The sequence below is a fragment of the Dyadobacter sp. CY261 genome, assembly GCF_021440085.1.
Taxonomy (GTDB): Bacteria; Bacteroidota; Bacteroidia; order Cytophagales; family Spirosomataceae; genus Dyadobacter.
This window is the reverse complement of record NZ_JAKCPW010000003.1, coordinates 604,899-617,750: the sequence shown is the minus strand read 5'-3', so window position 1 is coordinate 617,750 and position 12,852 is coordinate 604,899. Positions and strand designations below refer to the sequence as shown.

Here is a 12,852-nt window from a genome sequence, read left to right as displayed (position 1 = left end):
TGTAACGACTTTCTGGAACTAATCGATGAGCCAAATGTGACTTTTTGAAGGATCAGAAATGACTGCAATTGTAGCGAATGTTATGAACCATCACAGTTAATTTGATCGCCTTTGCCCGTTCATAGACGGTCATTAATGTTAGAAAAACCTAGTTGTTCTTGATTTTTGCCGCCTTGATCGAATCCATGCGAGCAGTTTCCTCTATGAAATATTCCAATCGATCCGGCAAAGGCAGTTTGGCGCTGGCAATCTAATCTAAGAAAAGAAAAAGGAGCTGCGATTACTCGTAACTCCCTCATAATCGGTAACGGGGCCGGGAATCGAACCCGTAAGGGCGTTTCGGCCCACAGGATTTTAATTTCTGTTGCCCGACTCGAAATCAGCTATTTTGACAATATCTCCTTCAACTTCGCCATATCATCACTAATCTTCCTATCCACAATCTTAGCATACTGCTGAGTGGTCTTGATATTCCGATGCCCCAGCATTTTAGAAACACTCTCAATTGGCACCCCATTAGTCAAAGTCACCGTGGTCGCAAATGTATGTCGAGCCAAGTGAAACGTGATATTCTTCATGATACCACACAAATCCGCAATCTCCTTCAAGTAGGAATTCATCTTCTGATTGGAGAGCACCGGCAGCACCCTGTTCTCATTCTCACATTGCGGATGATTCTCATACTTTTCCATAATTTCCAGCGCCATCGGTAGAATAGGGATTCGGGATGGAGTGTCCGTCTTCTGTCGCTTAGTTGTGATCCACTTTCCGCCATCAATTCCTTCTGCAATTTCCGTTCGCTTCAATTTGTAGATATCCGCATAGGCAAGTCCCGTGTAGCAGCAGAAAAGAAAGATATCCTTAACAAGACCAAGCCGACCGTCACCCAAATCCTTGTCCCAAACTTTTTTCAACTCGGCTTCAGTCAATGCTTGCCGATCGACCTCTCGCTTCGAAAATTTGAAAGCATAGAACGGATCACGTAGGAGCCATCCTCTTTTGACACACAGAAGAACGATCTTCTTAAAGTTCGCCAAATACTTCATCGTAGTGTTATGGCTGATCTTCTTAACTGCTTTAAGCCAAAATTCATATTGTGATATGAATTCGTAGTCCAGCTTCCTGATTTCAATGTCGTCTGTCTGGTATTTCCATTTGATGAAGTCACGTGTGTGTTTCATGCAAGTCTCATACCGCTCCAATGTACCAGGTGCGAAATCAGCTCCGATTAAAGCAGCGATTTGATCGTTGTGCTCGCGAAAGATGGGCATGATAGTTTTCTCTCCTTCGGTTCTGCCGAGAAGAATATTCTTGATCGCTTCCGAAGTTACCTCTTTATTCGCCTCAATAAGGGACCGTTTTGCCTCGTAAATCTTGGAGGTCAGTGTATCGAGGTAGGCATTTAATGTCTTAGTGTCTTCCTTGTTTCCTGTCGCCCGGCCAGCGGCGACGCTCCACTTCGACGGATGCCAGATGCGTTTTGTAGAGATGTCCTTGGGAACGCCGTTGACGGTGACCCGGCAGTACAGATACCGCATTCCATCCGCTAATTCTGGTTTGGGCTTTTTCAAAAAGAAAATCAACCCGAAGCTTGTTTCCAACATAGTAAAAAATGTTTAAGATGAACAAAAATCGAATTGTTACACTTGAAAGTAAAGATGTTTAGCACGTAAACATCTTTTGATCAGCCAGTTAATTTGAGTGCTATGGAAGTTTTTTTTCAGATTGACAACTTCCACGATACCCTACATTTTCATTGGGAATTCTTGCATTTTTTGATAAGCCCGAAAAACGCAAAAACCCCGTTTAAAGCGTTTAAACGGGGTTTTTGAATGTTTTGACATCATGTCCTGCAGAGAGAGAGGTACTAGAAACCATTTTCATTAAAAGCTAGTACTGACCATGTTATGAACTTTCATAACGGCGACGCAATCGACTCCGTAATCTTATGCTTCCAGAGCGCCCGCTTCTGGATACATATCTCTTACAAGAGTGGTCTTCAATTTGATTACGCCCTCAGACTTTCCCAAGGTCATTTCAAGCATCCGCTGTAAACTAGCGATCTGCATATCCTTCACCTGCAATTGCTCCTTGAAAGCTTTGAATTGTTCTTCAAGTCCGGCAAGGTGCTCCATTAGGTAGTTGGAGTTATCCCCAGAATCGGCATCGGATAGCGACCGGCGCTTTAACATCTCTTCCTTAGTTACTCCGAGAGCTTTCGCCCATTTCTGTATTTCGGCATCTGCCATCTCGGTTTTAGAATAGTTCGCGTAGATGCCTGTTCTTGAGAGGGAGGTCTTTGCCATAATTTCCTTCATCGGAATTCGCTTCTCCTTGATGATCTCTTTTATCACCGCCCCAATGGGCATTCTGGATTTTGTCATAACAGTATTGTTTACAATGTCAGGATTCTTTTTCAACTATGGATGTGCAAATATGATCCATATCTGTACAAAAATCAAACCGTTGAACATTTTTTCAAGCCATTTAGACCTTTTTTTCATCTTTAGTGTTGCATGTATAATTTTTGTCCAGCATATATTTTTTATTTAAAATTCTGACAATCAAATTATTAAAGTCAATGAGAAAAAAATATACTGGCAAAGTGTTGACAATGCCAGTATTCTTCAGGTACCTTTGAAGTGGATAAATAATCAAAGAAGGTTTTTCAATCATCCACTAATAGATTCATGAAGCCCGATACAAATATCAAGAGAGAAGCGTTGGGAGCCGCGTTAGCCGCCCTTCCGACCTGGCGCCGTTCAAAAATTAAGTCTGAGCTTAAAGACGCAGGGTTTACGGAAAACCAATGGAAGCGTCTGTTGTCTTCGGCAGAAGCCCACAAAGTGCCCGCGTTTGTCCGCGACATTATTGTAAACGAGCTTCCCGATACCGCACACCTGTTCAATCACCCAAATCTTAAAGCAGAAGCGTTATGAGGCGGGATGAAGGAAAGTGCTCTACAAATGCAGGCGTAATTCAGCTCGAATGCAGCCAAAAACCAGATGTGCTGGTTATCAGTGATTGCTCGCATTATTTACCCTTTCACAAATTCCATGAGGGTGTGCGCGCAAAGGGTAATGCCCGTCAATTATTTCCGAGAATACATGAATTCAAAAAGAAGCTGATCATCGGATATATCATATATGCCGAAGTGATCCTCCGGGAGGGACGCAGCTTTTTCTTGAAGTCGCTGAATATGTATCAGTCGTTTGGGATCTGCTTTAAACGCTTCAAGATATGGATCCGGATTGTCCTCAATGGTCATATCTGACGGAATTATTAGCATTTGGCCGCTGGTGAGATCCTGAAACAGTTGACAGGCTACAATGTATTTACCAGCAAGAAAAAACGCGAGAGGGTGGGCATTAGGTTTTGCTTTCGCTGCGAGTTCGCTAACACTTGAAGCCAACGTCAACAGATTAAACTCAACTCTCCGAAAGTCCCGAGTAAATCCACCGCCGTAAGGCTGGACTTGATCAACAAATAACAACATATATGTCAACTATAAAGGGGTTAAAAACACCTGAAATTAATCGATTGTGATCATTCGTGGATGACAAGAAGCAACAAATACCAATCAAACCAATTATAGCTATGCTCGACACAACTACCCAGACCGAGGCCAACCCATTTGACCTGGAAGAGAAATTCCACACTTACCTGGTTCAAATGGGGATCGACCGGGCGACTATGCCGGCGGACCGCTACAAGGAAATGAAGCGCACATTTATGCATGCATGCGGCAAGATGCTGGCCCTAGTGATTGATACGATCGCCGGCATGCCCGAACGCGAAGGGAATGCCGCAATCAATAAACTGTTCAACCAGGTTGACCGGTTTATGTTTCAGGACATCGCCGAAGAATATCAGTCAACCTCGGGCGAGTTAAAGGAATTTTTCACCATAGACCCAACTCGCGAGCCATGATCACCATGATCCTAACCGAATCGTCAATTCAGCGCGCCGTTCACGAGCCCAAGGCTACAATAGTCGGGGTTTTAATTTTTGCACTCTTCTGCTTGATCTGTTACACTATTCTCCGGCCAGCGAATGAAAATCCTTGAAATTGTATCCCTGGTAGCTACAATACTTATGCTGGCCATGTCCTGCTGGATGCTATGGGACATTAAGAAAGCACCGATCGTTGATCGTAAACCCAAACTACCCGAACCCCGAACTTCCCTCAGTAGAAAACGACCCTTCCCATGAGCTTTTTTGATTTCAACTTTCGTACTAAAAGTGTTGTGCTGGACTTCACACAAGTCAGATTTGCCAACGTGGTTGTGCAAATGGCTGCCGTGTTCATCAGACACAAATCCAATACCCATAAGTCCCTCGCATTAAAAATTGAACGCGCCAAAAATGTTGTACGCGGCGGCGAAGCGGTGACATTGGAATTTACCGAACCAGAAAAGCGGCTTATGCGAGAATACAATAGCAATTACTGCGGGATACTGTCCGACCGGATGAAGCTTCACGACAAGGAGGCATCCGTTCCCGACTATCCAGCTCTTGAAGCCTACGAGCTTTCAACCCAAATACAACTCCTTTTTTCATCTATCAGATAACCCACTCACTTCCCCGTTCCCGTCCGCGCTCTAATAATAGAGTATTGAGGGTTTACGTGCCTCTCAGGCCGGCTTTGCTGGCCCAGAGAGCGGACGGGTCGGGGAAAAATTTAGTGCCATGGCCAGAGTAGATTTAGACCGCCTTTTTGCCGAAGATGGTGGGGAACGTTACATCCTCCAACATTATCCGGACGCTCGACAGAGCTTTCAGAACACACTTCGAAAATTTAAGACCAGGGAAGAGAAAACCGCCAGCGCCAGCCTCAAAAGGATGGATAGCGGCGAATGGGGTGTGACTGATTTCGGACTCGACAGCAAGTGGCGCAATGCGATTCAAGTAGCTATGCTTGAACTCAATGTCGATTATGGGCAGGCAATCCGCGCGGTAGCCGAGTTCTATAACTACCAGGATGAAACCCAAAATTTCCAACCAAAAGCCAAATATGAAGAACGCGCAGCGCTACCCGAAGAACAGGAGGGTGCGATCGCCGTGGTGCCCAAAGAGCTGACGGTTGCAGAGATCCGGACCATCTTAATCGATAGCGCCTGGCATGCGCTGGGTAACAATGAAGAGACCAGGAAGGAAAAAGCGGGGCAAATATTCGCTCTGTATCATCTTAAAAGCCTTTCTCATTATTCCACAGTACGCGAAGGAAAACACTTAACCACTTACAGTACTGATGACTATCCGATTTTTTATTTTGATGAAGGGGATTTCGGCAAGATATATCGGCCGAAAGCTCAACATGACAAACGGTTCCGGTATGTTGGCAAAAAGCCTGCTCATTTTGTGCACGGCCTCAAGCAGCACCAGGATTTTATTAAAGAGGCAAAAAAGGAGAAGCTTAATAAAGAAGCTGCCGATGCCAGCGAGGAGTTTACTCCGTCTCCGGAGCAAGTGGCTAAGGACATTGAGAACGTCCAGGTTAAACTTCCAGAAATCATTGCATGCTCAGGTGGATCGGATGGTATAAATGTTGCGTGTCTTGGATATCGGGTCATTTGGTTGAATTCGGAATCCGAAAGCCTGTCAGGAGAAGATATGTCGGCGATACTGAAAATCAGTGAGAGAATCTATAACCTGCCGGATATCGACAAAACGGGAAGAGAAACCGGGCACAAGTTGGCGACGAAGTATTTGAATTTGCTTACAATCTGGCTTCCAGAAAAAATACTCAGGATTGATAAATCCGGGAAGGCGACATCCAAAGATCTCCGGGACTACCTGAAAACGCATTCCAAGCGCGATTTTGATCAGTTGTTAAAGACGGCATTGCCATACCGTTTCTGGGATCAGGAATTTCAATATGATGACGATGGTAAAAAGAAATTCAAGTTTGGCCGGCCGCTGATCCAGTACAAATTCAACCACGTTCAGGCCTATAATTTTCTTGCCCGAAATGGGTTTGCCCGGTACAAGTCGGAGCGGGACAAGGAAGGTTATTTTTACGTACAGGTAGAAGGCAGCACTGTTAGGAAAATCGACGCTCAGGAAATCAAAGGGTTTCTCCACAATTTCCTGAATGAGCGCTGGCTGATTGACGACTCGATTACACAGGACCTGCTCAATGCTATGTTTACTACCAACCAGCTTAGCATTTCTAACCTTTCGAACCTGCCGTTAATCGATCCGGATTTTAAAAGCTATGGGCCGGATTTCCAGTACATGTTCTTTCCTAATACCACATTTAAGGTAACCGCAGCAGGAATTGAGGAATCTAATGGGCCGGTGGCCAACAAGTTTGTGTGGGAGGATAAGCTGATCAGTTACCCGACAAAGGATAACCAGAAAACGAAAGTGAAAAAGCTGGACAAGATGTTCGATATCACCCGGAAAGAGGACGGAAGTTTCGATATCAATGTGCTTAACAATGAGTGTATGTTTTTCCGGTTCATGATCAATACAGCAAGGGTTCACTGGCGCAAGGAGCTCGAATACAGGCAGGAACTTTGGATGACTCATTCAAGCCCCAAAAAACGTCAGGAATATGTGGCAGAGTTTGGTCTTACCAAGGAGGAAGAAGAGTTGTTTTTTAAAACGCGCAGCGAGAAGGAGCAGGACGATTACAAGGAAGCGAACCGCTTCCAAATAGCTGGCCAGCTGCTTACTGACATAGAACGAACAGAGCAGAAGCTACATTTAATCAACCGGATCTACACTATCGGTTATATGTTGCACCGATACAAGGATCCCGCTAAATCCTGGGCGGTATGGGCAATGGATAACAAGCTATCAGAGGGCATGGGCGACGGGGCGAAAAGTAACGGCGGGTCTGGAAAGTCATTGACAGGGAAGGCGCTTATGTATATCTGGAAAAGTTCGGTTTCCTTTTCTGGTAGAAATCCTAACCTGACCAAAAACCCGCACATCTATGACAAGGTCACGAAGCTAACCGACATGATCACCATTGACGACTGCTATGAACATTTGGATTTTGGTTACTTCTATGGCGATATCACGGGCGCGATGAACCCCAACCCGAAAAACGCCCAATCCTATTCAATCCCGTTCGACGATAGCCCCAAATTTTGGTTTGACAGCAATTTTGGTGACAGGGATTTCTCAGAGTCGACTCAGCGCAGGAAGTTAGTGACTAGTTTCTCGGACTACTATCATGAAAATAATGGCGCTTATCGTGAGACCCGGCAACCGTCGGATGATTTCAGCGATCGCCGTCTGTTCTACGACTTCACGCCAGACGACTGGAATCGGTTCTTTAATTTTTTCGCTCAGTGTCTGGCCTTCTATTTGAGTTGCCCGGTTAAAATCAAACCCCCAATGAATAATATCCAGAAACGAAACCTGCTCAGCTCGATGGGCAACCGGTTCTTTGAATGGGCTGAAAGTTATTTCTCTCCGGATAGCGACCGGTTGAATGTTGCCGTTTGTAAGGCCTACGCGAAAGATGAATACATGCGTAGTGAAGGTATCCGGGATTTGAGCACTCAAAAGTTTACCGAGTATCTGACGAAGTATGCGCAGTACCACGGCTTCGATTTAAACCCTGCTGACCTGGTGAACAGTCAGGGCCGGATCATCAGGGATATCGACAACAAAAAGCAGGAGTGTATTTATTTCCGAACGAACCCGGCAGCAGCCCCTCCCGATGCGTTGGATGTCAAATACCCAGATCGCGAATTCAATATTGGTCGGGATGACGACGATGATGGTGACGATGACACAATGAGCTTTTAAAAGTTATCACCGTATAATACTAACCGTTATGGGTGTGCATGATTCTGCCAATCTCGATGTGAATCCAGGGGAAACCTGGATCACACGAGGTGGATGAATTCCCTCACAGCAAAGACCTAATCCGTAAACATCATGAGCAATAAAACTACTTCCGATGTGTGCATGCTGCGCGAAAAAACCCTTTGGGTTGACAAAAAAGGACGAATGCTGTTTATCCACCGGCGCGCTTTTGAAGGCTTTGGTCCGAGCCTGGTCTGCGTGGAAGTCGAGATCCTGGTGATCAGCCCGTTTGAGCTGGTAACACGGCCATACAAGGAGGTGGCCAGCTATATCGAAACAGGGAAGATGAAATATTTCGGAGACGCAACTCAGTTATCGGGTGATCCAGAAGTCCAATTAAAGCGATTTAACCAACTCAGTAACCAATGATTCCTCAAACCGATTTCCAGTTCTTTCTGATCTGGATCCAAAAAAATCCGGAACTGGCTTGCGTCCTGCTTTGCCTCATTTATGCTGGCTTGCTGGCCATTATAGGCATATTACGAAAGAAGTAAACAGCTTTTTCTTCACCTTATTTTTCATCAAAATGGCAACTCAAATTCAGCGTTTTCAGTGCCGGCACTGTGGCCACGGCATTGTCAAAAAAACTGTCAAATCCACCCGAAGATCCTTAACGCTAGACGTCAAGGACTGCGATAAATGCCACGCCGGCTATGGCTTTGGAAGCCTGGAAGGCCTTACACCTCTCAAATAAACAACCTTTGAAATTCGCACTTAATGCCAGATCCATTCGTGGACCGCCTGGGCTTTCTATGCCCCAAACTTGGATTTATCGATTTCTTTTTTAACCAATTGTTCAATTTAATTTTTAGTTTTTATGAAAATTGCGTTCAAAGTTTCTGCTATTCTGTTCCTTTCAGCCGCGTCATTTTTTGCTTGTAAGGATGCTTCGTCCGATGTGCTTGATTCCGGGTCAGCAGGTGATCATAGGAGTGCGCGGACAGCTACGACGACCTACATTACTTCCGCTGTTACCCTGCCTGCTGGGGCGTACGATGTGATTGATATCGGGAATGGTGGTCACCTTTCATATTCAGCCGGTACCACTACAATCAACAGCGTGGTACACTCAAATACGCCAGGAACTGCCGCCTCGATTACCATCCCTAGCGGTGCAAACGTTAAGGTTAGCTCGCCCGAAACCGTTCCTGCGTCTGTTAACATCACAAATAATGGCTATCTAGAGGTTCAAATGATAGTCAACTTTGGCGCGAACATTTATAATAATGGCACGCATAAGGCCGCTAGTTTAACTATCAACGGGGGGAAATATTACGAACGCGGGACTAGTGAAGTAGGCCAAGTAGTTCCCCTTTCGCCTCCTTATTGGGGTCAACTGACTCTGCACGGCCCTGGAAGTCTGATTTTCGAAAATTGTGGGTATCTTATCGCGGCTCATATTACCACCGACGCAGCCAATAAAGTGACTGGAACGGGCCGAATCAAAGTGCTTACGAGTTCTAACTTACAATATTCACTTACAGCGTCGTCTACGATCAAATTATGTACCGATACTGGCGTCACTGTGACGAATTACGGTTCAGCCGTCTTGAGCTGCGCGACAAATTGTAATTAATCACTAAATGAGGGTAGTAGGGGACGACCTCCCCTTTCTACCCGTTTTTGGTTAGAAACCTAAACAGAGTCGAACCTCTATGGATGATTACGACATTGAAGATTTCATTTGCCCGGAATGCGGACACGAAGGAACCAGGTCTCGGACCTGCACAAATTGGTGTGAGGACGGATGGCACGACGATAGCGAAGAAAATTTCTCACTTCCAGGGACGGATATGTATCCGTGTGAGGAATGTAAAGGAACAGGAATCGAACGATGGTGCCCGTCCTGTGGAGCCGACCTTTCCGGCCGGAACGATTTGGTAGATCCAAATCCACAATATCAACCTTAAACGATTCGAACCCATGACAACATCAGAACATGTTAAATACAATATCGATGGTGATACCATTTTCGAAATCCGCCAGCCGGTAATGAAAAGCTGGCTCCTGTTTCAAGTGATTGTTCCCGGATCAGGTCGCCCGCAGGTTAAGCCCTCATTTGCGGCCGACTCTGTCCATGCAGATACCGAACCCAGTTCGGAAGAAGAATACATGGACGCCTACTTCCTTGCCGTACATGGCGCGATGAAGGGCGAATTTATTGCCGATTAGCCACCTTAACTGAGTCGAACCCCTATGTCATTCAAAGTCAAAATTGAAATTCCCGTTGCGTGGGATTGCGAGGATATCCAAAAAATCTTGTCAGAAATCCAGTTGAAACTGATTAGTGACACCAAGCAAATTAAGAAGCTGAAACGCTGGCAGGAATACATTTCTGATTACCAAAGCGCAGAAGTGAGGATAGAAAAAACTACCGATTTCTAATAATGACTTTAACAGCTTCGGACCCTATGGATTGTATTGACGATATGAAAAAGATGCCTGAATACCTTCGGGAAAAGCATATTAGGTATAAAGGTTGGAATCCATACTGCATGATGTGCAACTACTCCGGTCGTATGGAACCGCGTGAATACGGCTGGCAGTGTCCTCAATGTAAAAACATGATCGGACATCATCTAATGCGACTCAGGGAATCTCCTTTAAACAAACCAGGATACTCCGCACCTGGGCTTTATCCACTTTCAACACTTTAACAGCGTCGAACCATGCCGCTCACAATCTTACCCAGCGACATTTTATTTGTCGATAGCCCGGATACTGGCAGCAATTGCCTGTGCTCTCGCTGTCAAAAACCAATTATGGATCATGCAATCCGTGCCTGGCCGGAGAACGAAAATGCTGAGTATCGTTACCATTTGCATTGTCAAGGTTTCACAGCAATTGAGCCGGTTGACTTCGGGCATCATAACGATTTTTCTGACGAGTCTTAAATTTTCAAAGCTATGACAAAGACAATAGGCATCGTTGCCGACAACTGGAAGCTTGATACTTTCAAGGCCGAGCTGACCAAAAACGGATTCAAAGATTTCAAAATTTTCCCCTTCACTGGCAATACATCGACCATCAAAATCGAGGCCGATGAGAATGATGTAAAGAAGGTTGGAAATATTTGCCGACTCGTAGAAATGAATCTCAAACGCTCAAATTAACAACTCAATGAAAGTGATATCCAGATCCGAATTCAAAACAGATCCTGGCTTTAAACCCCTGCACGATCTGATTAAATCCAAGCACCAGGTGCCGAATCATACGATTGACATTCTTCTGAAGAATGCGGATGTGAAGGATTTCTGCGAAGAGTCCAGGCATTTCGCAGTATTGTCTGGCCGTAACCCAATTTACCTTCATTACGATGTTTCCAGCTGGTTTAAAGAGCCAAACGGCGTGCTGGTAAGCATTGACAGTATAGCCATTTACAATAATTACAGCGAGTACGAATCGGCACGGAGACAGCAGCTCGGCCTGGCCAAATCGTAAGAGCATTCTTTTTAAATTTCAAAACGCATACAAATGAGAGAGAAACCAATATTATTCAGCACGCCCATGGTGCAGGCGCTGCTCGACGATACGAAAAACCAGACCCGGCGCACCAATGGCCTGGAATTTATTAATGAAAATCCGGACCGCTGGTTGTCAGCCTCGATCGTTTCTGGCGAAGACGATAAGATCCTCGCGGCATTTCGCGGCAAAGTGAATCCGTTGATCGTGGCCAGTGCCGTCGAGTGTCCGTTCGGCAAAGAAGGCGATCGCCTTTGGGTTCGCGAAACTTGGCAGAATGGAGGCTGGGACGGGACGACTACCGTATCTCCCGCCTATAAAGCAGCGGGGCATGCTCATTTGTGTGGCGGATGGCGGCCATCGATTCACATGCCTCGGGAGATATCGCGGGTACTGCTTGAAATTACTGATGTTCGTATCGATAGGTTGCAAAATATCAGCGCGGCCGACGCGATCGGCGAGGGTATCAAAGCCCATGAATCGTGGCCAGAAGCTCCCGATGTTCCGCGTTACCAGCTGTACGGTCCGCTGTATGAGAAGAGCGCGGACAAATTAGGCTACGAGACAATCAGCGACCCGGTGTTTTCCTTTTTTACCCTTTGGATCTCCATTCACGGAGACGATGCAGTGAAGAAAAATCCGTGGGTGTGGGTTGTGAATTTCAAGCGCTTATAGTGCAACTTGTGTGTGAATTAGCAAAAACGGGAGGTCATGCCTCCCGTTTTTCTTTTGTTAGTATTTGTCCGGCGGCAAATGCATGAGAGCGTTATACGGGTTGTCGCCGACACCCCACTTGTTTTGCATAAAGTCAATTTCGTCAGCCTCTTGGCCAGCCTCTGGATTAAGCCGTTTACAGTACACGTTTTCATGGTTTGTTTCTCCCGACGAATCTACGTGAGTAACGACGAAATGCCCTTCCGGAAATAGTGATGTGGTTGCAGGTTGATCTTTTGCAACATAGTTAACAAAGCGCTTGACGACGTCGAAGTCATGATCCACGCCTTTTTTGAGCAAGATATCGGCGATTAACGTATAGAGCGATACCCGTTTCTCCGAAAAATCTATGGCCTTCCGCTCGTAAACCTGGCCGACGATAGTGCTGTAATTCTTGTGCATTACGCGGTTGCCTTTTCCTAGGAAGAACACATCTCCCTTTTTTAGTTGCTGTCCCATTGTTGATGAAGATATCATTATATTGATTGCAATGGTATCAAAATTCTTAACAACTGTCAAGATTAGGTACCATCATGATCGCCGGGCGTACTCTTAAAAAAATACAAAGGCCGCTATCCAGGGCAACCCGCCAGGTTGCCCGTTTTTTGTGCCTTGGAAGGGAGGCGGAGTTTGCCCCCAAACCCCCCCTTCCTAAAACCTTGTAAAATTTTGTAACTTTTTATCTTTCTTATTTTTTATGGTTTAAAGTGTTGAGAATGAGAGATAAAAATATTTATCATTTTCTTATCCCAAGGATAAGAAGTTACAAAAAGTAAAAAGTGTTTTTTGCCGTTTTGACCCTTCTGGAAGCCGGATACAAATATTTGTATCCCTGAATAAGAAATTATT

17 protein-coding genes are annotated in these 12,852 nt (G+C 45.4%); 14 read left to right on the top strand and 3 right to left on the bottom strand.

Going from position 1 to position 12,852, the window contains the following annotated elements; all coding sequences use genetic code 11:
• Positions 1-383: 383 nt before the first annotated feature.
• Together LZD49_RS12605 and LZD49_RS12600 are read right to left on the bottom strand one after the other, a co-directional pair.
• Positions 384-1,604, bottom strand: coding sequence for a site-specific integrase (locus LZD49_RS12605; protein ID WP_234667731.1), 1,221 nt, complete (start codon positions 1,602-1,604; stop codon positions 384-386).
• 342 nt (positions 1,605-1,946) lie between these two features.
• Entirely contained in the window at positions 1,947-2,384 is a 438-nt protein-coding gene (locus LZD49_RS12600; protein WP_234667729.1) for a hypothetical protein, read from the bottom strand.
• Between the two features lie 306 nt (positions 2,385-2,690).
• Between LZD49_RS12600 and LZD49_RS12595 the strand changes: the two genes are divergently transcribed.
• The 14 genes from LZD49_RS12595 (at position 2,691) to LZD49_RS12535 (ending at position 11,964) form a co-directional block, all read left to right on the top strand.
• Positions 2,691-2,939, top strand: coding sequence for a hypothetical protein (locus LZD49_RS12595; protein WP_234667727.1), 249 nt, complete (start codon positions 2,691-2,693; stop codon positions 2,937-2,939).
• A complete protein-coding gene (locus LZD49_RS12590; RefSeq protein WP_234667725.1) occupies positions 2,936-3,274 on the top strand; it encodes a hypothetical protein in 339 nt (112 codons plus the stop codon). Before LZD49_RS12595 ends, LZD49_RS12590 begins: the two co-directional genes overlap by 4 nt.
• Positions 3,275-3,597: 323 nt before the next feature.
• Positions 3,598-3,930: a hypothetical protein gene (locus LZD49_RS12585; protein ID WP_234667722.1), complete on the top strand. Its 333-nt coding sequence runs from the start codon at positions 3,598-3,600 to the stop codon at positions 3,928-3,930.
• 278 nt (positions 3,931-4,208) lie between these two features.
• Positions 4,209-4,571: a hypothetical protein gene (locus LZD49_RS12580; RefSeq protein ID WP_234667720.1), complete on the top strand. Its 363-nt coding sequence runs from the start codon at positions 4,209-4,211 to the stop codon at positions 4,569-4,571.
• Between the two features lie 118 nt (positions 4,572-4,689).
• Entirely contained in the window at positions 4,690-7,767 is a 3,078-nt protein-coding gene (locus tag LZD49_RS12575) for a hypothetical protein (protein WP_234667718.1), read from the top strand.
• 132 nt (positions 7,768-7,899) lie between these two features.
• Positions 7,900-8,196: a hypothetical protein gene (locus tag LZD49_RS12570; RefSeq protein ID WP_234667715.1), complete on the top strand. Its 297-nt coding sequence runs from the start codon at positions 7,900-7,902 to the stop codon at positions 8,194-8,196.
• Complete coding sequence (locus LZD49_RS35540) at positions 8,193-8,321, top strand: hypothetical protein (RefSeq protein ID WP_255720996.1); 129 nt, start codon at positions 8,193-8,195, stop codon at positions 8,319-8,321. The genes LZD49_RS12570 and LZD49_RS35540 overlap by 4 nt, the downstream gene beginning before the upstream one ends.
• Before the next feature lie 323 nt (positions 8,322-8,644).
• Positions 8,645-9,403 (top strand): hypothetical protein, encoded by a 759-nt coding sequence (locus LZD49_RS12565; protein ID WP_234667713.1) that lies wholly within the window; start codon positions 8,645-8,647, stop codon positions 9,401-9,403.
• 83 nt (positions 9,404-9,486) lie between these two features.
• Positions 9,487-9,711 carry a hypothetical protein gene (locus LZD49_RS12560; protein WP_234667712.1) on the top strand — a complete coding sequence of 75 codons (225 nt, stop codon included), beginning with the start codon at positions 9,487-9,489 and terminating at the stop codon, positions 9,709-9,711.
• Positions 9,712-9,750: 39 nt separating this feature from the next.
• A complete protein-coding gene (locus tag LZD49_RS12555; protein WP_234667709.1) occupies positions 9,751-9,999 on the top strand; it encodes a hypothetical protein in 249 nt (82 codons plus the stop codon).
• Between the two features lie 24 nt (positions 10,000-10,023).
• On the top strand, positions 10,024-10,212 hold the full coding sequence (locus LZD49_RS12550; protein WP_234667707.1) for a hypothetical protein: 189 nt from the start codon (positions 10,024-10,026) through the stop codon (positions 10,210-10,212).
• Between the two features lie 521 nt (positions 10,213-10,733).
• Positions 10,734-10,940 carry a hypothetical protein gene (locus tag LZD49_RS12545; protein WP_234667704.1) on the top strand — a complete coding sequence of 69 codons (207 nt, stop codon included), beginning with the start codon at positions 10,734-10,736 and terminating at the stop codon, positions 10,938-10,940.
• A gap of 7 nt (positions 10,941-10,947) precedes the next feature.
• On the top strand, positions 10,948-11,268 hold the full coding sequence (locus LZD49_RS12540) for a hypothetical protein (protein WP_234667702.1): 321 nt from the start codon (positions 10,948-10,950) through the stop codon (positions 11,266-11,268).
• A gap of 33 nt (positions 11,269-11,301) precedes the next feature.
• A complete protein-coding gene (locus LZD49_RS12535; RefSeq protein ID WP_234667700.1) occupies positions 11,302-11,964 on the top strand; it encodes a hypothetical protein in 663 nt (220 codons plus the stop codon).
• 57 nt (positions 11,965-12,021) lie between these two features.
• Here the strand turns inward: LZD49_RS12535 and LZD49_RS12530 are convergent, their stop codons facing one another.
• A complete protein-coding gene (locus LZD49_RS12530; RefSeq protein WP_234667698.1) occupies positions 12,022-12,462 on the bottom strand; it encodes a hypothetical protein in 441 nt (146 codons plus the stop codon).
• Positions 12,463-12,852 lie beyond the last annotated feature (390 nt).